Origin of the sequence: Microbacterium sp. AG157 (assembly GCF_003385695.1) — a bacterium.
Lineage (GTDB): Bacteria > Actinomycetota > Actinomycetes > Actinomycetales > Microbacteriaceae > Microbacterium > Microbacterium testaceum.
Genome location: NZ_QRDK01000005.1, coordinates 65,222 through 85,668 on the forward strand (window position 1 = coordinate 65,222; position 20,447 = coordinate 85,668).

Below are 20,447 nucleotides of genomic sequence, written 5' to 3' on the forward strand. Positions count from 1 at the left end.
CCGACAGCCGGGATCACCTCGACGCCAGGAAGCCGTACGCATGCCCTCCGCCTCGTCCCCCACCGCTTCGACCCGCGTCCCCGCCGCCCTGCGCCGCGTCGTCGCGTGGCTCCCCACCGACGTCGACCGTCGCGTTCGCGTGTTCGCCTGGCTGTCGTTCGTCGCCGAGGTGCTCATCATCGGCACCGGCGGAGCCGTCCGCCTCACCGGCTCGGGGCTCGGCTGCCCGACCTGGCCCAAGTGCACGGCCGATTCGCTCGTGAACACGCAGGAGATGGGCATCCACGGCGTCATCGAGTTCGGCAACCGGACACTGACCGGGCTCGTCGGCATCCTGGCCATCGCGGTCGTCGTGCTCGTCTGGCGTATGCGGCGCGAGCGCCGCGTGCTGTTCGTGCTCTCGCTCGTCGTACTCGTCGGAATCGTCGCCCAGGCCGTCGTCGGCGGCATCACGGTGCTCACCGGCCTCAATCCCTTCATCGTCGGGTTCCATTACGTCGCCTCGGTGTCGCTCGTGGCGGTGTGCGCCGCGTTCCTCGTGCGGATGAACCAGCCCACCGGCCCCCGCCTGCTCGCCGTGCCCCGCTGGTTCGCCGGACTGGTCCACGCGACCACGGGCGTTCTCGCCCTCACGATCGTCTTCGGCGTGCTGACCACCGGCGCGGGTCCCCACTCGGGCGACGCCTCCGCCGGACGCAACGGCTTCGATGCCGAGGTGCTCGAACACGTGCACTCGTGGCCCGGGTACGCACTGTTCGCGCTGACGCTCGTCGTCGTCGCCGCGGCGTGGCGCCTGCGCCTGCCGGTGCGTCGGTGGACCCTCGCGCTCCTCGCCGTCGAGCTGGTGCAAATCGCCGTGGGTCTGTACCAGGCGCGCAACGGCCTGCCCGAGTTCGCCGTCGGCACGCACATGGTGCTCGCAGCCCTCGCCGCCGCGACCATGACCGTCGTCGTGCTGCACCTGAAGCAGCCCGCCACCGCCGAACGTCGAGATGTCGGGCGCGAGACCGCGTCTGTGCGCGGCTGACTCCGGTCCGCGGCCTGCCGCAGTCGGAACGGGCCCTCCTTCGCGAAGGACCGCCTCCGCCTCCCGACGATGCCGAACCGCCGCCCGGGCGATTCCTGCACCCCCCTTATACGCCCATAGGCGATTCATCGGCGACCCCTACACAGCGCACTGGCGCATCCGTCATGGTTGACCGTGGCACTTTCGTGCCTACCGTCCCGTCGTCCCCCGCTTCGGGACCCGCCGCCCGACACCCCCTGTCGGAACGACAAGGAGTACTCCCCATGAAGACTCGTCCCCGCCTGGTGACCAGCATCCCGTTCTGGGTGCTCGTCGTCGCATCCCTGGCCGCCATCGCCGGCGGACTCGCGATCGTCCTGAACGGGATCGACGCGATGGAGCAGGTGCTCAACGACCCGAACGCCACCGTTGTGCAGGTCTACGTCGGCCAGTCGTGGGTCGTCGTCGGTGCCGCCGTCCTCGGCGCAGGTGCGATCGGCATCGTCGCGGTCCTCGCCCTCGCCGCCGCCACCGCGCTCACCCACCGTCCCGATGTCGCGATCGAGACCATCGACTGGAGCAGCGACGATGAGACCGTCGCCGAGGACTCCGCTCCCGTCGCCCCGTTCGCACCGGCCACGACCGCGACGCCCCTCGCGGTGGAGGACGCCGACGTCGAGACGCCGTCGACCGCGACCGCTCCCCCGCAGGCCGCAGCGGCTGCTCGCCACGACGACCCCCGGCTCGACGCCGGAGACGACGCCACGCGTCGCTGATCCCGCGCCTCGAAAGCGCCCGCTCCCTCACCGGGGCGGGCGCTTCGCTGTGTCCGGGGCGTGCGGCGGCGGCTAATCTGGAGGAGTGTTCATGCTGCGTTCCACCCAGGAGGACGATTGGCCCCGGGTGCGGGAGTTCCGCATCGAGAACGCCACCGACAACCCCGTCTCGTGGGCCGCGACCCTCGAAGAGACGCAGCGCATCCCGGACGAGGGCTGGAAGATGCGCGCACGCCGCGGCGAACAACCCGACACGACGAGCATGGCCGCCATCGACGACGAGACGGGTCGATGGCTCGGAATGATGTGCGCGCAGATCGGGGACGCGCACGGACCCGAGCCCGTCCTCACGGGCGTCTACGTGACCCCGGACGCGCGCGGGCGCGAGAACGGCGTCACCGACGCCCTGCTCGCCTCGATCCTGAGTTGGGCCGGCTCGCGTGACCAGACGGTTCTCCGGCTCTGGGTGGCCGAGCACGCCGCGCCGGCACGGAAGTACTACACCCGCAACGGATTCGTTCCGACCGGGCGTACCCAGGACCTCCGTGTCCTCGGACGCGAGCCGCACCCCGACGATGGCGGACTCGTAGAGATGAGCCGCCCCCTGACCGCCGACGCTCTCCCCGGAGCGCCCGAGCACTGACCGTCACGGCACGGGCCCCCTCTGAGACTCCGGGAGCCGGCATCCGGGCGACGAGAAAGCGCCCGCCCTGAAACAGGACGGGCGCATTTCTGAATCCGCTCAGAAGGGGAGTAGCGGGTCGACGGCGATCGCGACGAACAGCAGGGTGAGGTACGTGATCGAGGCGTGGAACACGCGCATCGGCCGCGGCTCTCCGCCGCGCACGGCACGGGAGTACAAGCGGTGCGACTCGTAGATGAACCACCCGCCGAAGACGAGCGCCGAGACCGTGTAGACCAGGCCCATGGGCGCGACGGGGATGAGCAGCAGCGAGCATGCGACGGTGGCCCACGCGTAGAGGATCACCTGCAGTCCCACCTGCGAACCGCTGCGAGTCGCGCCGAGCATGGGCACATCGACCTCGTCGTACTGGGCGGCGTACTTCATCGACAGCGGCCAGTAGTGCGGGGGCGTCCACAGGAACACGAGCGCGAAGAGGATGAACGGCGTCCACGACAACGACCCCGTCACAGCCGACCAGCCGATGAGCACCGGGAAGCAGCCCGCGATGCCGCCCCAGACGATGTTCTGCTCGGTGCGGCGTTTGAGGATCATCGTGTAGATCACGACGTAGAAGAAGATCGCCGCGGCCGACAGGCCCGCCGCCAGCGCGTTGGTGAAGGCCCACAGCCACACCGTCGACACCGCCGCGAGCGTCCACGCGAAGATCAGCGCACCGCGCGGCGACACCTCGCCCGTCACGAGCGGGCGGTTGACCGTGCGCTGCATGTGCGCGTCGATGTCGCGATCGAGGTACATGTTGAACGCCGCCGCCGAACCCGCGCTGAGCGAGCCGCCGATGACCGTGGCGAGGATGAGCCACAGGTTCGGCAGACCCCCCTGCGCCAGGATCATCACCGGCACGGTGGTCACGAGAAGAAGCTCGAGGACGCGGGGCTTGGTCAGAGCGACGTAGGCCCGGAGGGTTCGTCCGACGGAGCGGCGATCGGTCGTCGCAATGACGTGCGACGTCGTCGAGATGTCCATCGTCCCCCGGGGTAGCGCGTATAGAACCTCCACGATTCTATGCCATCTCCACCACACGACCGGCCGTCTGTCGACCCCCCGTCACGCACCGCAACCTGCAGTGGCGTTCTCGCTATGCTGACGGAGAACGCGCGCCCCGCGCCGACACCCCACCCCTCTCCCACTCCTACGGTGGTGAGTGCGGCGTCGGAAGTGAACCCGGGCGCACAGTATCGAGAAAGGCGACCCAGTTGTCGGACTTCGAATGGGATGACATCGATCGGCGCGCGGTGGACACCGCTCGCATTCTCGCGGCGGACGCCGTCGAGAAGGTGGGCAACGGCCACCCCGGAACCGCGATGTCGCTCGCTCCCGCGGCCTACCTGCTCTACCAGCGCGTCATGCGCCATGATCCCGCCGACACCCACTGGCCGGGTCGCGACCGCTTCATCCTGTCGGTCGGACACTCGTCACTCACGCAGTACGTGCAGCTCTACCTCGGCGGCTTCGGCCTCGAGAAGAAGGATCTCGAGGCGCTGCGCACCTGGGGCTCGCTGACCCCGGGCCACCCCGAGTACGGCCACACCGACGGTGTGGAGATCACCACCGGTCCCCTCGGCCAGGGCCTCGCCTCGTCCGTGGGCTTCGCCTACGCGGCACGCTTCGAGCGCGGCCTCTTCGACCCCGAGTCGCCGGCCGGCGAGAGCCCCTTCGACCACTACGTCTACGTGATCGCCGGCGACGGCGACCTCCAGGAGGGCGTGACCAGCGAGGCCTCCTCGCTCGCCGGCCACCAGGAGCTCGGCAACCTCATCGCCATCTACGACTCCAACCAGATCTCGATCGAGGACGACACCAACGTCGCCTTCACCGAAGACGTCCAGAAGCGTTACGAGGCATACGGCTGGCACGTGCAGACGGTCGACTGGAAGAAGACCGGCGAGTACGTCGAAGACGTCGCCGAACTGCACGCGGCCATCGAGCGCGCGAAGGGCGAGACGAGCAAGCCGTCGCTCATCGTCCTGAAGACGATCATCGGTTGGCCCTCGCCCGGCAAGCAGAACTCGGGCAAGATCCACGGTTCCGCCCTCGGCGCCGACGAGCTCAAGGCGACGAAGGAGGTGCTCGGCTTCGACCCCGAGCAGCACTTCGCCGTCGACGACGACGTCATCGCCCACACGCGCAAGCTCGTCGAGCGCGGCGAGGCCGAGAAGGCCGCCTGGCAGCAGAAGTTCGACGCCTGGGCCGAGGCTCACCCCGAGCGCAAGCAGCTGTGGGACCGCCTCCAGGCCCGTGAGCTCCCCGCCGACATCGCCGACGCCCTCCCCGCCTTCGAAGCGGGCAAGGACGTCTCGACCCGCGCCGCCAGCGGCAAGGTCATCAACGCCCTGGCCGCCGAGCTCCCCGAGCTCTGGGGCGGTTCGGCCGATCTGGCCGAGTCGAACCTCACCACGATCAAGGATGCCAAGTCCTTCATCCCCGCGGAGTGGTCGACGCACGAGTGGTCGGGAGACGCCTACGGCCGCGTCCTGCACTTCGGCATCCGCGAGCACGCCATGGGCGCCATCCTCAACGGCATCGTGCTGCACGGGCCCACGCGTCCGTTCGGCGGCACCTTCCTGATCTTCAGCGACTACATGCGCCCGCCCGTGCGTCTGGCCGCCCTGATGAACATCCCGACGATCTTCGTCTGGACGCACGACTCCGTCGCCCTCGGCGAGGACGGTCCCACGCACCAGCCGATCGAGCAGATCGCCACGCTCCGCGCCATCCCCAACTTCGCCCTCGTGCGTCCCGCGGACGCCAACGAGACGAGCGTCGTCTGGCTCGAGATGCTGCGCCGCACCGCCGGTCCCGCCGGTATCGCCCTCACCCGCCAGAACATCCCGGTATTCGCTCGCGGCACGGGAGCGGCATCCGGGGACGAGTTCGCCTCCGCCGAAGGCGCTGTCAAGGGCGCGTACGTGCTGGCCGAGGCGAAGGACGGCGAGCCCGACGTGATCCTCATCGCGACCGGATCCGAGGTGCAGCTGGCCGTCGAGGCGCGCGAGACGCTCGCCGCCGAGGGCGTGAACGCGCGCGTCGTGTCGGCCCCCTCGCTCGAATGGTTCGCCGAGCAGGACGAGGCGTACCGCGAGTCGGTGCTGCCCTCGTCGGTGAAGGCACGCGTGTCGGTCGAGGCCGGCTCCGCCCTCAGCTGGGCGGGCATCGTCGGCGACGCCGGTCGCTCGGTCGCCATCGACCACTTCGGTGCGTCGGCCGACTACAAGACCCTTTTCCAGAAGTTCGGCATCACGACGGAACACGTCGTCGAGGCGGCCCGCGAGTCCATCGCCGCGGCCAAGAAGTAATCAGAGGAGAACCAGGACAATGAGCACTCCCACCGCAGATCTCGCCGCCGCCGGCGTCAGCATCTGGCTCGACGACCTTTCGCGTCAGCGCATCCAGTCCGGCAACCTCGCCGAGCTCATCGAGAAGCGGGACGTCTCGGGCGTCACGACCAACCCGACGATCTTCGCCGGTGCGCTCTCGAAGGGCGAGGCCTACGAGGGCCAGGTCAAGGAGCTCGCCGCCGCGGACGCCACCGTCGACGAGGCGATCTTCTCGATCACCACCGACGACGTCCGCGACGCATGCGACATCTTCCTGCCGGTCTTCGACGCCACCAACGGCGTCGACGGTCGCGTCTCGATCGAGGTCTCCCCCGACCTCGCGCACGACACCGAGGGCACCATCGCTCAGGCGAAGGACCTCTCGGCCCGCGTCGACCGCAAGAACGTCCTCATCAAGATCCCCGCGACCAAGGCCGGCCTCCCCGCCATCACCGAGGTCATCGGCGCCGGTATCTCGGTCAACGTCACGCTCATCTTCAGCCTCGAGCGGTACGAAGAGGTCATCGACGCCTACCTCGCGGGTGTCGAGAAGGCACGCGACGCCGGTCACGACATCTCGACCCTGCAGTCGGTCGCGTCGTTCTTCGTCTCGCGCGTCGACACCGAGATCGACAAGCGTCTCGCCGCGATCGGCACCGACGAAGCCGCCGCGCTCAAGGGCAAGGCGGGCATCGCCAACGCGCGTCTGGCCTACGAGCTCTTCGAGAAGAAGTTCGCCGAGCCGCGCGCGAAGGCCCTTCTCGAGGCCGGGGCCACCGTGCAGCGTCCGCTCTGGGCGTCGACCGGCGTCAAGGACCCCGCGCTCCCCGACACGCTCTACGTCACCGAGCTCGTCGCCCCCGGCACCGTCAACACGATGCCCGAGAAGACGCTCGAGGCCACGTTCGACCACGGCGTCATCACCGGAGACACCGTCACCGGTGCGTACGCCGACGCGCACGAGGTGTTCGACCGCCTCGCCGCCGCGGGCGTCGACGTCGCCGACGCCACCCAGGTGCTCGAGGACGAGGGTGTCGAGAAGTTCATCGCCTCGTGGCACGAACTTCAGGACACCGTGAAGACCGCGCTGCAGGCCGGAAGCGCCCAGGCCGCGCGGTGACTCTCGCCGTCAAGGTCACCGGCCACGTCAAGTCGGTCGTCGACGCGGAGTTGCCGGGCCTGACGGGCTCGCTCATCGCGTCGGGGATCACCGCAGGCGACGCTTCCCTGTGGGGCGCCGCCGCGGAAGACGAGGCCTCGCGTCGGCTGGGGTGGGTGCGGGCGGTATCCGTCTCGCGCCCCCTCGTGCCGGAGATCACGGCCCTGCGCGACGAACTCGTCGCGCAGGGCGTGACCCGCGTCGTCCTCGCCGGGATGGGCGGCTCCTCGCTCGCCCCCGAGGTCATCGCGCAGTCGGCGGGCGTACCGCTCGTCATCCTCGACTCCACCGCTCCGGGCCAGGTGCTCGCCGCGATCGACGGCGACGCCGAGTCCGGCGGACTCGAGAAGACCGTGCTGGTCGTGTCGAGCAAGTCGGGCTCGACGATCGAGACCGACTCCGCGAAGCGCGCCTTCGAGGCCGCCTTCCGCGACCTCGGCATCGACCCGGCCGGGCGCATCGTGGTCGTCACCGACCCCGGTTCCCCGCTCGAGGCGTCAGCCCTGGCCGACGGCTACCGCGTCTTCACCGCGGACCCCACCGTGGGTGGCCGCTACTCCGCGCTGACGGCGTTCGGGCTCGTCCCGACCGGCCTCGCCGGCGTCGACATCGAGGACCTCCTCGACGAAGCGGATGCCACCCTGCTCGAGGTCGCGATCGACTCACCCGAGAACCCCGCCCTGGTCCTGGCCGCGGCCATCGCCGGGGGCGGCGACCTGCGCCGCGACAAGCTCGGCCTGGTCACCGACGGCAGTCACATCATCGGCCTGCCCGACTGGATCGAGCAGCTCGTCGCAGAGTCGACGGGCAAGAACGGCACCGGCATCCTGCCCGTCGTCCTTCTCCCGGTCTCGCCCGAGCTCGACTCGAAGCCGGACGATCTGCAGATCGTCCGCTTCGTCGACGACGCCGACGCGTTCCATCTGTTCGAGCGTCACACCGGCGACGTGCTGGTGAGTGGCTCGCTCGGCGCGCAGTTCGTCGTATGGGAGTACGCCACCGCGATCGCCGGTCGCCTGCTCGGCATCGACCCCTTCGATCAGCCCGACGTCGAATCGGCGAAGACCGCGACGCGCGGCCTGCTCGATGCGCAGCCCGCCCCCACCGCCCCGGCATTCGTCGACGGCGGCGTCGAGGTCCGTGTCTCCGATCCGACCCTGGCGGCCAGCGGCACGGTCGCGGGCGTGCTGGCGGCGCTGTGGCAGACGGTGCCGGCCGACGGATACGTCAGCGTCCAGGCATACGTGAACCGCCTCGAGTTCGCTCAGCTCGCGGGGCTGCGCGAACTCGTGGCCGCCGACTCCGGTCGCCCCACCACGTTCGGATGGGGACCGCGGTTCCTGCACTCCACCGGGCAGTATCACAAGGGAGGTCCCGCCACCGGCGTCTTCCTCCAGATCCTCGAACGCACCGACGTCGACCTCGAAATCCCCGGTCGGCCGTTCACGTTCGGGCAACTCATCCAGGCACAGGCCGCGGGCGACGCGAGTGTGTTGGCGGAGGGCCACGGCCGTCCCGTCGTCACGCTGACGCTGACCGACCCGCAGGTCGAGGTGCTCTCACTCTTCGAGGCGGCGCAATAAGCATGGTCGTAGAGATCACACCGGGTCACAATCCGTTACGCGATCCCGAGGATCGCCGTTTGAGCCGGATCGCGGGGCCCAGCGCCCTCGTGATCTTCGGCGTCACCGGCGACCTCTCGCGGAAGAAACTCATGCCGGCGGTCTATGACCTCGCCAACCGCGGACTCCTGCCGCCGGGCTTCGCTCTGGTGGGCTTCGCGCGCCGCGACTGGGAGGACCAGGACTTCGCCGAGGTCGTCTACGAGTCGGTCAAGAAGTACGCGCGAACGGAGTTCCGCGAAGAGACGTGGAAGGAGCTCCTCGAGGGCATCCGCTTCGTCCAGGGCGAATTCGATGACCCCGAGGCCTTCCAGCGCCTGCGCGCGACGGTCGACAAGCTCGACACCGAGCGCGGCACGATGGGCAACCACGCCTACTACCTCTCGATCCCGCCCAAGGCCTTCCCGCTCGTCACGACGCAGCTCAAGGCGTCGGGGCTCGTCGGAGACGCGTCGGACGGGGTGAACGGATGGCGCCGCGTCGTCATCGAGAAGCCGTTCGGCCACGACCTCGCTTCCGCCCGCGAGCTGAACGAGGTCGTCGAGAGCGCGTTCCCGGCCGACTCGATCTTCCGCATCGACCACTACCTCGGCAAAGAGACGGTGCAGAACATCCTCGCGCTGCGTTTCGCCAACGAGCTGTACGAGCCGATCTGGAACCGCAACTACGTCGACCACGTCCAGATCACGATGGCCGAAGATATCGGCGTCGGCGGCCGCGCCGGCTACTACGACGGCATCGGCGCAGCGCGCGACGTCATCCAGAACCACCTGTTGCAGTTGCTGGCCCTCACGGCGATGGAGGAGCCGATCAGCTTCAACGCGGCGGATCTGCGCGCCGAGAAGGAGAAGGTGCTGGCCGCCGTGCGCGTGCCCGAGAACCTCGCCGAGGCGACCGCACGCGGGCAGTACGCCGGCGGCTGGCAGGGCGGGGAGCAGGTGCTCGGCTTCCTCGAAGAAGACGGGATGAACCCCGAGTCGGTCACCGAGACGTACGCGGCGATCAAGCTCGAGATCAATACGCGCCGCTGGTCGGGTGTGCCCTTCTACGTCCGGAGCGGAAAGCGCCTGGGCCGTCGTGTCACCGAGGTTGCCGTCGTGTTCAAGCGCGCACCGCAGCAGCTGTTCTCGCAGAGCCAGACGCAGGAGCTGGGCCAGAACGCCCTCGTCATCCGCGTGCAGCCCGACGAGGGCGTGACGATCCGGTTCGGTTCGAAGGTCCCCGGCGACGGCACCCAGGTGCGCGACGTGACGATGGACTTCGGCTACGGACACGCCTTCACCGAGGCGAGCCCCGAAGCGTACGAGCGCCTCATCCTCGACGTGCTGTTGGGAGACCCGCCCCTGTTCCCCCGGCACGAAGAGGTGGAGCTCAGCTGGAAGATCCTCGACCCGATCGAGGAGTTCTGGGCCGCCCAGGGCGGTCCGCTCGAACAGTACTCGCCCGGTTCCTGGGGTCCGGCATCCGCCGACGAACTCCTCGCCCGCGACGGTCGCACCTGGAGACGCCCGTGATCATCGACCTTCCCGACACCACTGTCAGCGCCATCTCGAAGAAGCTCGTGAGCGTGCGCGAAGAGGGCGGCGCCGTCGCCCTCGGTCGCGTGCTGACACTCATCATCGTCACTCACCACGGCGCCGAAGAAGAGGTCATCGAGGCCGCGAACGACGCCTCGCGCGAGCACCCCATGCGAGTGATCGCCGTCCTGTTCGGGGACGACGACGCCGAACCCCGCCTCGACGCGCAGATCCGCGTGGGCGGCGACGCCGGAGCGAGCGAGGTCGTGGTCCTTCGCGCCCACGGCGCCGCGGGTTCCAACGCCGAGAGCCTCGTGACCGGCCTGCTGCTTCCGGATGCCCCGGTCGTCGCCTGGTGGCCGGCCGACGCGCCCGAGGACCCCTCGCACTCCGCGATCGGTCGCATCGCCCAGCGCCGCATCACCGACGCCTCGTCGCAGGCGGACCCCGCCGCCTGGGTCGCCCACCTCGGCGAGCACTACGCTCCCGGCGACACCGACTTCGCCTGGACCCGCGTGACGCGCTGGCGCGAGCAGCTGGCCGCCGTCCTCGACCAGCCGCCGTACGAGCCGGTGACCGCGATCGAAGTCCGCGGAGCCGCCGACTCCCCTTCCACCGCTCTCCTGGCGGCGTGGCTCGGGATGAAGCTCGACGCCCCCGTCGACTACGCCTACCTGCCCTCTGACGAGTGGTCGAGCGGCATCAAGTCGGTGCGCCTGACCCGCCCGAGCGGCGACACGCTGCTCGAACGCCCCGAGTCCGGCGTCGCGGTGCTCACCCAGCCCGGTCAGCCCACGCACGACCTGGCTTTCCCGCGTCGCACGCTGCGCGAATGCCTCGCCGAGGAGCTCCGTCGCCTGGATCCCGACCTGCTCTACGGTCGCGTGATCACCGAGGGCCACGACCTGCTGCTCGCCGCGAGCGAGCGGGACGCGTCATGACCGACAACGGATCGGCGAAGCAGGTCATCATCAAACCGGATGCCGACACCCTGGCGTCCTACGTCGCCACGCGTTTCGTCAACCGCATCGTCAAGCGCGTCGCCGAGGGCAAGCGCATGCACGTCTGCCTGACTGGCGGAACGATGGGCGGCGCGGTGCTTCGTACGGCCGCGCGCGACGAACGCGTCGGGCAGATCGACTGGTCGCTGGTGCACTTCTGGTTCGGCGACGAGCGCTTCGTTGCGCGTGACTCCGACGACCGCAACGAGAAGCAGGCGCGTGAGGCGTTCCTGGACCACCTCGACATCCCGGCCGAGAACATCCACACCGTCGCCTCGAGCGACGACGGGCTCGACCTGGACGCTGCCGCGATCGCGTACGCCGACGAACTCGCACAGTTCGCCCCCTCGGACCGCAGCGAGACGGGTCCCTGGCCGTCGTTCGACATCTGCTTCCTCGGTGTGGGACCCGACGCGCACATCGCCTCGCTGTTCCCCGACCGTCCCGAGATCTCGGTGACGGATCGAGCGACGGTGCCGGTGCGCAACTCCCCCAAGCCCCCGAGCGACCGCGTCTCACTGACGCGGCCGGTCATCAACTCGTCCAAGCGCGTGTGGATGGTCGTGGCGGGCGCCGATAAGGCCGCGGCCCTCGGCCTCGCCCTCGCCGGAGCGAGCTACCAAAGCGTGCCCGCAGCGGGCGCCAAGGGGCGCCGCCGGACGGCGTTCTTCGTCGACGAGGTCGCGGCCGACCAGGTCCCGCCGCAGCTCATCGACCGTGAGTACTGAGCGCTCGAACCCGAAGACCGGATGCCGAACGGCATCCGGTCTTCTGCGTTCTTGTGCGGACTTCATCCGGCTTCGCCGTCGATAACGATCGGGAAGCGGCGTCTCCTGCGCGACCGGTCCCCATTGTCTTCCGCGCTCTCCGGATCTACCCTGTGCGTGGGGGGCATCCTGGTCCGTTCGACGAGGCACGATCAGCACTGATCGATCCACGACGAACGGCCGACGCACTAAGGAGCGTTCGGATGCCATTTTTCGGTCGTGACCGAGAGACGCACGTCGCAGAGAACACCATCGACGCACGAAGCGGGTCTGCCTGCCTGTTCGTCGGAGAGCCGGGGATCGGCAAGACGCGCTGGGCGCGTCAGATCGCCGCACGACACGACACCGTCGTCGTGTCGGCGAGCCCGAGTGAGCGCATGTGGCCCTACTCGGGGCTGTCCGCCACGGCGGCGGCACTGGGCGGAGCGCGCGGGGCGGCGATCGACCGACTCCTCGCCCGCGGACGCGACTGGCCCGAGCACCTCCTCGCCGAAGAGATCAGTCGCACCCTGCACCTCGTCCACGACGAACCCGCCGTCCTCGTCATCGACGACCTGGACGAGATGGACAGCGGGAGCGTCACGGTGCTGTCGTTCGTCTTCAGCCGCTTGCGAGGAACCGGGCTCACGGTCATCGCCACCGCCGACAGCGGCGGTGATCGCCACGACTTCACGGGCATGCTGCACACGCGCGTGCAGCGACTGTCGTTCGACGAGTCGGTCGACCTCGCCCGGTCGGTCCTCGGCCCCGGAACCGCTCAGGCCGTCCTGTACACGGTGGCGGAGTTCACCGGCGGCGATCCCGGCAGCATCGTCCGCGTGCGTCTGACCCCGCGCGAGGCCGTGGGCGACGACCCCCTCCCCCTGCCCCTGCGGGTGACCGACGACAGGGCGCGCCGTCGGCGCGACGGGCGGCTGGCCGGCGACCCGCGCGTGGCCTCGCTCCTCGACCTGCTGTCGGTGGGACCGGTTTTCAGTTTCGACCGACTGACGCTGATCGCGCAGGAGCAAAGCGTCGACCTGGACGCGCTCATCGACGACGGTCTCGTCGCGGTGCACGGCGAGTTCGCACGCATCGCCGATCCCGCCCGTCGCCTGCGTCACCACGCATCGCTGTCGGCCGACGAGCGTCGCCGGCTGCACGCGCAGGCCGCCGCCGCGCACGAAGAGACGCATCCCGCGACCTTCCTGTGGCACACGAGCTTCGGGGCGCCGGATGCCGACCGCGAACCGCTCCTGCGCGCGGCCGTCGACCTCGCCAGCGGCGGGGATCACCTGGGCGCGATCGAGTTCGCCGAGCGGGCGATGGCCGGTGACCTCGCCGACGATGTCCGCTGTCGACACCTCGTCGACCTCGGCGATGCCCTGGTGCTGCAGGGCCACGACGTGCAGGGACGTCGCTACCTGCGCCGCGCCGGACGTGCGGCCGAGCCGACCCTTCGCGCGCGGGCGGCCCTCGCGCGTCTGCGTGCGACCGCGGCGATCGAGCACGTGGTCGACGAGACCGCCCTCGCCGTCGCCATGGATGCCGACGACGGGCGCACCGCCGAGCACGTCTTGTGCGAGAGCGCTCTCCTACATCTCTGGCACGGGGAGGTCGGGCGCGCCCGCCTCCTCGTCGAGGCGGCGATCGAGCACGGGGTCGCCGCAGCCGAGACCGCTGTCCTGGTGCGCCTGCTCGACGAGCTCGGATCCGACACCCTCACCGAGGTCACCGTCGATACCGGTGTCGCCGCGCTGCAGCCCGACGTCGAGGTCCCGATCGAGCAGGCAGTGCTCGAACTGAGCGTCGCCATCCTGCGCGAGGAATACGCGGCGGCGCGTCGCCGGATCCGTTGGCTGCTCGACGGCACTCCCCGCGTGGCCCCCCTCTGGCGAGATCACCTGCTTTGCCTGCTCGTCACCGCCGAGGTGCGCGGAGGCGACCCTCTCGGAGCGCGCGAGGCCGTCGCCGCTTGGCGGCGCGAATGGGTCGACGGGCGGACCACCGACGTCGCGACGATCCTCGTGCTCGCCTCGGCGGCCGCTCTGGACCCCCTCGACGCGCAAGCGGGCGACCTGGTTCGCCAGGGACGCGAGCTGTGCCGCCGCGAGGGCACGCCCACCCTGCTGCCGTGGTTCGCGGTCATCGAAGGCGGACTCGCCCTCAACGAGGGACGGTACGACGACGCCGTGTCGACCATGCGCGCGGCGCGAGAGGGCATCGAGGCGGAGGATCCGGCTCTCCTTCGCGTCGACGCGGACCTCATCGAGGCTCTCTGGCTGAGTGGTCGACACGCAGAGGCCGAACACGAACTCCGCGGTTTCGAGCAGGCCGCACTCCGCTCTCCGCGCCGGTGGACGACCCTCGCGCTGGCGCGATCCCGAGCGGTGTGCGCGTCCGATCGCGACGCCGCTCGCGCCTTCCGCACAGCGGAGGCCGTCTACCGCACCGACGACGCCCCGTCCGAGCGTCGACGTCTCGCCCGGGCGCGCGAGCGCTGCGGCGCCGGCGAGGAGCGGATCGTCCTGCGGCGCCTCCCCCGTGCCGAGACGCACGACCGCACCCTCACCCCCCAGGAGCGCGACGTGGTGGCCCTGGTCGAGAAGGGCCTGCGCAACCGCGAGATCGCGGCATCCCTGTTCCTCTCGCTCCGCACCGTCGAGCTGCGGCTCACCGGGATCTACCGCAAGCTCGGGGTCACCTCGCGCGCCCACCTGATCGCCCGGCTCCACAACGCCGCGAGCTGACCGGGGGCGTCGGCCCGCCTCTGCTCAGGCGGCGGGCTGCAGCGCGGGAGTCACCGCTCGTCGATCGGGGCTCCTCCATCGACCATCCGAGGGGCGCCCCAGAGCGGCCCCGAGCGCGCGCAGGCACAGCACCGCGTCCCAGACCCTCATGAGGGGGAACAGCAGCATCCAGACCCGCGGCCGCGCCCGCGAGATCGCGCACGCGAACGCGGTCATCACGGCATCCACCACGAAGAAACCGAGGACGATCGGCCCCACCGGCAGCGCCGCCGACACCGCCCCCGTCACCTCGCCCGCCGTGCCCGGGAGCACCGGGCCGAGGATCGCGGCCGCGGCGGCGGCGACGAGCACCGGGAGGATGGCCGCCAGCACCAGGCTCGACACCGCCGTCTCGAGAGCGAACACGCTGACCGCCGCCCAGAACAGCCCGGGACGCACACCGTGCCGACGCACCGTCTGCCAGAACCCGAGGCTCCAACGCCGCACCTGCGCCGTGTAATCTCGGAACACCGCGGGGTCCTGCGTCTCGGCGATCGCGCACTCGGGGTGGAACGCGATCCGCCCCAGCCTCTTCGCGTGCACCTCGAACGTCATGTTGAAATCCTCGATCGACAGTCCCGGGGCGTCGATGTCGATGCGGCCGAGCACGTCGGTGCGGTACAGGCTCGCGAACCCCGGCACGATCGCCACGGCGTTCGCTCCCCGCGCCGCCTGGCCGAACTTGTGGAGGTACTGCGTGCAGACGTAGGTGCGCTCGCGGTACGCGGTGAGGAATCGTCCCATGCGGGTGGTCGGCGCATCCGCGGCGGTCGTCGCCCGACCGGCGACGGCGACCACCCCGTCGTCGGTGAACAGCGGCAGCGCCGTGCGCAGGTAGTCGGGACGCGGACGCGAGTCGGCGTCGAGCAGCAGAAGGAGCGGGAACCGCGAGGGGATGCCGAAGCGCTCGAGCCCCGCACGGATGGCTCCTGCCTTGCCCCGGTTGGGTGTGAGGTCCCACGCCGTGGCTCCCCCCGCCCGCGCCCGCTCCACCGTCGCATCGCGCGAGCCGTCGGACACCACGAACACGTTCCGCGCCGGCACGAGGCGACGGGCAGCGGCGACGGCGTCGGCGATCACGAGCTCCTCGTTGTGCGCCGCGATCAGCACCGCGACCTCGTCGGGGCGGTAGTACATCGACGGAACCAGGAGCCCGTGCTCCTCGCGCGCCTCGACGAACAACCGGCAGATGGCCGCGACGCCCCACACCAGGGTGGAGACGCCGATCGTGCACACGGCGATCAGGACGACGACGGCAGGCGTCATGGCATCCCTCCTCTTCGGGTCGAGGGCTTCGGACCGACGCTACGCCGCTCGAGGACCCGAGCGACCGCACGCTCCCCGCACACCGCCGTGCGGTTTCCCGCACACCGCGGTGCGGTCGGCGGCAAGCCGCATGATCGGGCCGGCGTCCTTGACCACCACCGGAGCCGCGCCGCAGTGTGAACCCGGATCAGCGTCGACACCCGATCAGCCGCTGCTGGACCACCCGAATCGTCCGAGGGGGCGCTGCAGTTCCCCCGCCGTCCCCTCGGACCCTGCCCTGGAGGATGACCATGTCCACTCTCGATGTCCGCGCCGACGTGCTCGTCACGCCGCTGCCCCCGATCCCCGCCCCGACGCGGACGTTCGACTTCGACGTCGCGATCGTGGGGCTCGGCTACGTGGGGCTCCCGACGGCGCTGGCCTACCACGCCAGCGGGTCCCGGGTGCTCGCCCTCGACGTCTCGCCGCGGCGCCTGCGCACCATCGCCGCGCGGGGCGCCGACCTCATCGAATCCGACCGGGAACGCCTCGAGACGGCCCTGCACGCACCGTCGGGGTTCCGCCTCACCAGCGACACCTCCGAACTGGGCCGCGCCGCCGCGGTCGTGGTGTGCGTGCCCACCCCCGTCGATCACCAGCAGGTCCCGGACCTGACCGCGCTCCGGGCGGCGTGCGCCACCGTCGTCGCCGCCGCCCGGCCCGGGCAGCTCATCATGCTCACCTCCACGACCTACGTGGGATGCACCCACGACCTCGTCGAGGAACCCCTGCGCGAGCGCGGGATGCAGATCGGTCGCGACGTGTTCGTGGCCTTCAGCGCCGAGCGTATCGACCCCGGCAACGTGGGCTTCGCCCAAGAGGTCGTCCCCCGCGTCGTGGGCGGTGCCACCGCGCAGTGCGAAGAAGAGGGCGCGCGGCTCCTCGCCCGTTACGCCGCCCGTGTGCACCGGGTGTCGAGCCTGGCCACGGCCGAGATGACCAAGCTGCTCGAGAACACGTTCCGCGCGGTCAACATCGCCCTGGCCAACGAGTTCGCCGACATCTGCGGCGCGCTCGACGTTCCGGTCACCGAGGTCATCGAGGCGGCGAGCACGAAGCCCTACGGCTTCATGGCGTTCTACCCCGGCCCGGGGGTCGGGGGGCACTGCATCCCGTGCGACCCGCACTACCTGCTGTGGCAGCTGAAGGCCCTCCACGTCGACGCCGGCGTGATCACCGAGGCGATGACCCGGATCGCCGCCCGACCCCTCCGCGTGGTCGACCGCATCCGCGACGTGCTCGGTCGCGCGGGAAAGGGAACTCTCGGCGCCCGCGTGCTCGTCGTCGGCGTCACCTACAAGCCCGACGTCGCCGATCTGCGGGAATCCCCCGCCCTCGAGATCATCGATCACCTCATCGACGCCGGCGCAGAGGTACAGTACGTCGACACGCATGCGCCGCACATCCATCTGGATTCCGGGCGCGAACGCGATTCGCTCACCAATCCGGGGGCCTTCCACCCCGACGTCGTCCTCGTCCACACGCGCCACCACGACAGCGACCTCGACTGGCTCGACGGCGAGTCCGTGGTCGTCGACGGCACGTACCGCAGCACCGACATCGCCGGGCGGGTGCTGCTGTGAGCGGCGTTCCGATCTACCCGGGAGCCGCGAGCGCCCCCACGCGCACGCTGGTCACCGGCGGCGCCGGCTTCGTCGGCAGCCACCTCGTGGAGCACCTGCTGAACCTCGGCGACGAGGTGGTCGTTCTTGACGACCTCTCGACCGGCTCCGCGCGCAACCTCGCGGGCGTCGCCGGCAACCCGCGCCTCGAGATGATCCACGGCTCGATCCTCAACACCAAGACGGTGGGCTCGGCGATGCAAGGCTGCGACCGCGTCTTCCACTTGGCCGCGGCCGTCGGGGTGAAGCTCATCGTCGAACAGCCCCTGCGGGGCCTGCGCATCAACATCCACGGCACCGAGAATGTGCTGACCGCGGCCATCGAGCACCAGGCGTCGGTGTTGATGGTGTCCACGAGCGAGGTGTACGGCAAGAACACCGCCGACCGCCTGCGCGAGGACTCCGACCGCGTGCTCGGCGACCCCCTCCTCTCGCGGTGGACCTACGCCGGCGCGAAGGGCATCGACGAGGCGTTCGCCAAGGCGTACTGCGACCAGGAGGGTCTCGACGTCTCGATCGTGCGCCTGTTCAACACCGTCGGACCCCGCCAGACCGGCCGTTACGGCATGGTGCTGCCCAACCTGGTGGGGCAGGCTCTGCGCGGCCAGCCGCTCACGGTCTTCGGCGACGGGGAGCAGACCCGCTGTTTCTCGGCGGTCGAAGACGTGGTCCCCGCGATGGTGCTCATCGAACGCGACCCACGGGCTCGCGGCCAGGCCTACAACCTGGGCGGTGCGCGCGAGATCTCGATCCGCGATCTCGCGAGCGAGATCATCCGCACCCTCGACAGCCGTAGTACGGTCGAACTCGTCCCCTACGAGCAGGCCTACGCCCCGGGGTTCGAGGACATGCGTCGCCGCGTGCCCGACAACACCAAGGCGCACGACCTCGTGGGCTACGAGCCGCACACCTCGCTGACCTCGACCATCATGCGCGTCGCCGCGGATCTGCTTTCGCGCGAACGCTACGGCTCCGACGCCATGCCGCTCGCCGGCGCGGGCTCCTTCCGCGGGGTCCTCTGATGTGCGGCATCACCGCGTACCGCGGGACCTCGGCCGCCGCCTCGCGCGCTCGGTGCGCCCTCGAGCGCCTCGAGTACCGGGGCTACGACTCCGCCGGCATCGCCGCCCGCAATCCCGACGGGACGACCCTGCACGTGCGGACCCTCGACGGCGTGGCATCCCTCACCGACGCTGTGCGTTCGGGCGAGTCGGGGATGGATGCCACGACCGCGGCGATCGGCCACACCCGCTGGGCCACCCACGGTGAGGTGAACGAACGCAACGCCCACCCGCTCGAGGACTGCAGCGGACGGCTCTTCGTGGTGCACAACGGCATCATCGAGAACGCCGACGTGCTGCGAGCGGGCCTCGTCGCCGACGGACACCGGTTCGCCACCGAGGTCGACACCGAGGTCATCGTGCACCTGCTCGAGAAGGCGCTTCGCCCGGGGACGGGTCTCGGCGACGCCCTCGCCGACGCCGCCACGCGCCTCGCGGGGTCGTGGGCGATCGTCGGCCTCGACGCGCGCTCGGGGACCCTCGCGGCCACCGCGCACGGCTCGCCCCTCATCTTCGCCGAGGGCGAGGAGGGCGTGTACTTCGCCAGCGACGTGGGCGCGGTGACGCCGGTGGTCGAGACGTTCCGCGTGCTCGAGGACGACGACATCGTCGAGGTCGACGCCGAGGGCATGCGCTGGCACCGCCCCGGCGGCAGCTGTCGTCCGCGCGGCCTCTGGCCCGTGCCCCAGACGGCCTTCCTCGCCAGCACGGGACGCCACCGCGACCACATGGGCAACGAGATCGACGAGCAGCCGGCCGTGGCCCGACGCGTGCTCGACGTGTTCACCCCCGGCATCGCCGACGGACGGCTCTGGGGCGGGGCGGGCCTACCCCCGCTCGACGAGATCGACCGTGTGACGATCCTCGGGTGCGGCACGTCCCTGCACGCCGGTCGGGCCGTGGCCGGGGTCTTCTCCCGCCTGGGCGGGCTGCCCACGCGCACCCTCGTCGCCAGCGAGGCGGCGCACGAGGTCTGGGAGCCGCGCACCCTGGTGATCGCCCTCAGCCAGTCCGGCGAGACCGCCGACGTCCTGCGCGCGCTGGACGGCCTCCCCGAGCGGGATCGGACGCTGCTGGCCCTGACCAATAATCCCTCATCGACGCTCGCCCGGCGGGCCGACGCCGTGCTCGACTGCCTCGCCGGACCGGAAATCGGGGTGGCCGCGACGAAGACCTTCATCGCACAGGTGCTCACGGGCGCGTGCCTCGCACTCTCGGGCCTGTCGGCGTCGGCGCGGGCCGACGGGCTGGCGATCGACGGCGACCTGCGCGCCCTCGCCGCGACCCCCGATGCGCTCGCCGCCGCCCTCGACGCGTGGCGCGGCCGCGCCGCAGAGCTCGCGACGGAGTTCGTCACCTCCCCCGGCTTCCTCTTCCTCGGCCGCGGTTCCGGTCTCGTCTACGCGGCCGAGGGCGCGCTGAAGCTGAAAGAACTGTCGTACCGCTGGACCGAGCACCAGCCGGCCGGAGAACTCAAGCACGGTCCCCTCGCCCTGGTGGATGCCGGCACCCCTGTGTTCGTCGTCGACAACGGCGACCCGCGGCTCGAGGTCGACGTGGCCGAGATCCACGCACGTGGCGGCCGGGTGCTGCGCGTGGGCGAGCGCGTGCTCACCGTCGGCGGCCTGCCGCTGCACCTGCCGCGTACCGGCCCCTCGTGGGGACCGCTCGAAACTGTCGTCCCGTTGCAGATGTTCGCGCGCGAACTCGCTCTGCGTCTGCGTCGCGACGTCGACAAGCCCCGCAATCTCGCCAAGTCGGTGACCGTCGCATGACCGGCCTCGCTGTCACCGGCGCCTCCGGGCGCGGTTCCGACACCTCCC

The 20,447-nt window shown here is 70.6% G+C and carries 15 protein-coding genes; 13 read left to right on the forward strand and 2 right to left on the reverse strand.

Annotated elements, in window-relative coordinates; all coding sequences use genetic code 11:
• Nucleotides 1-40 precede the first annotated feature (40 nt).
• From DEU35_RS16175 to DEU35_RS16185, 3 genes are all read left to right on the forward strand, one after another.
• Nucleotides 41-1,027: a heme A synthase gene (locus tag DEU35_RS16175; RefSeq protein WP_116240121.1), complete on the forward strand. Its 987-nt coding sequence runs from the start codon at nucleotides 41-43 to the stop codon at nucleotides 1,025-1,027.
• Nucleotides 1,028-1,290: 263 nt separating this feature from the next.
• Nucleotides 1,291-1,782: a dinucleotide-utilizing enzyme gene (locus DEU35_RS16180; RefSeq protein WP_116240122.1), complete on the forward strand. Its 492-nt coding sequence runs from the start codon at nucleotides 1,291-1,293 to the stop codon at nucleotides 1,780-1,782.
• Nucleotides 1,783-1,873: 91 nt separating this feature from the next.
• Entirely contained in the window at nucleotides 1,874-2,425 is a 552-nt protein-coding gene (locus DEU35_RS16185) for an N-acetyltransferase (protein WP_147301896.1), read from the forward strand.
• Nucleotides 2,426-2,524: 99 nt separating this feature from the next.
• On the opposite strand, the gene DEU35_RS16190 is transcribed toward DEU35_RS16185, so the two are convergent.
• Nucleotides 2,525-3,451: a heme o synthase gene (locus DEU35_RS16190; protein WP_103209820.1), complete on the reverse strand. Its 927-nt coding sequence runs from the start codon at nucleotides 3,449-3,451 to the stop codon at nucleotides 2,525-2,527.
• 230 nt (nucleotides 3,452-3,681) lie between these two features.
• Here DEU35_RS16190 and tkt point away from each other — a divergent pair, with 230 nt between their 5' ends.
• The 7 genes from tkt to DEU35_RS16225 all read left to right on the forward strand — a co-directional run bounded on the left by tkt (nucleotide 3,682) and on the right by DEU35_RS16225 (nucleotide 14,597).
• On the forward strand, nucleotides 3,682-5,781 hold the full coding sequence (gene tkt, locus DEU35_RS16195) for a transketolase (RefSeq protein ID WP_116240124.1): 2,100 nt from the start codon (nucleotides 3,682-3,684) through the stop codon (nucleotides 5,779-5,781).
• 19 nt (nucleotides 5,782-5,800) lie between these two features.
• Nucleotides 5,801-6,922, forward strand: coding sequence for a transaldolase (gene tal, locus DEU35_RS16200; protein WP_103209826.1), 1,122 nt, complete (start codon nucleotides 5,801-5,803; stop codon nucleotides 6,920-6,922).
• Nucleotides 6,919-8,544 (forward strand): glucose-6-phosphate isomerase, encoded by a 1,626-nt coding sequence (locus DEU35_RS16205; RefSeq protein WP_116240125.1) that lies wholly within the window; start codon nucleotides 6,919-6,921, stop codon nucleotides 8,542-8,544. Before tal ends, DEU35_RS16205 begins: the two co-directional genes overlap by 4 nt.
• Nucleotides 8,545-8,546: 2 nt before the next feature.
• Nucleotides 8,547-10,097 carry a glucose-6-phosphate dehydrogenase gene (gene zwf / locus DEU35_RS16210; RefSeq protein ID WP_103209831.1) on the forward strand — a complete coding sequence of 517 codons (1,551 nt, stop codon included), beginning with the start codon at nucleotides 8,547-8,549 and terminating at the stop codon, nucleotides 10,095-10,097.
• A complete protein-coding gene (locus DEU35_RS16215) occupies nucleotides 10,094-11,041 on the forward strand; it encodes a glucose-6-phosphate dehydrogenase assembly protein OpcA (RefSeq protein ID WP_103209833.1) in 948 nt (315 codons plus the stop codon). The genes zwf and DEU35_RS16215 overlap by 4 nt, the downstream gene beginning before the upstream one ends.
• A complete protein-coding gene (gene pgl, locus DEU35_RS16220; protein WP_103209836.1) occupies nucleotides 11,038-11,829 on the forward strand; it encodes a 6-phosphogluconolactonase in 792 nt (263 codons plus the stop codon). Before DEU35_RS16215 ends, pgl begins: the two co-directional genes overlap by 4 nt.
• 242 nt (nucleotides 11,830-12,071) lie before the next feature.
• Entirely contained in the window at nucleotides 12,072-14,597 is a 2,526-nt protein-coding gene (locus DEU35_RS16225) for a LuxR family transcriptional regulator (protein ID WP_116240126.1), read from the forward strand.
• A gap of 24 nt (nucleotides 14,598-14,621) precedes the next feature.
• On the opposite strand, the gene DEU35_RS16230 is transcribed toward DEU35_RS16225, so the two are convergent.
• A complete protein-coding gene (locus tag DEU35_RS16230; protein WP_116240127.1) occupies nucleotides 14,622-15,902 on the reverse strand; it encodes a glycosyltransferase in 1,281 nt (426 codons plus the stop codon).
• 290 nt (nucleotides 15,903-16,192) lie between these two features.
• Between DEU35_RS16230 and DEU35_RS16235 the strand changes: the two genes are divergently transcribed.
• From DEU35_RS16235 to glmS, 3 genes are read left to right on the forward strand one after another with little or no spacing between them, the layout of a single operon-like run.
• Nucleotides 16,193-17,524, forward strand: coding sequence for a nucleotide sugar dehydrogenase (locus DEU35_RS16235; protein WP_116240128.1), 1,332 nt, complete (start codon nucleotides 16,193-16,195; stop codon nucleotides 17,522-17,524).
• Nucleotides 17,521-18,585 carry an NAD(P)-dependent oxidoreductase gene (locus DEU35_RS16240; protein ID WP_258027950.1) on the forward strand — a complete coding sequence of 355 codons (1,065 nt, stop codon included), beginning with the start codon at nucleotides 17,521-17,523 and terminating at the stop codon, nucleotides 18,583-18,585. Before DEU35_RS16235 ends, DEU35_RS16240 begins: the two co-directional genes overlap by 4 nt.
• Nucleotides 18,585-20,399: a glutamine--fructose-6-phosphate transaminase (isomerizing) gene (gene glmS / locus DEU35_RS16245; RefSeq protein WP_116240129.1), complete on the forward strand. Its 1,815-nt coding sequence runs from the start codon at nucleotides 18,585-18,587 to the stop codon at nucleotides 20,397-20,399. Before DEU35_RS16240 ends, glmS begins: the two co-directional genes overlap by 1 nt.
• The last annotated feature ends 48 nt before the right edge of the window (nucleotides 20,400-20,447 follow it).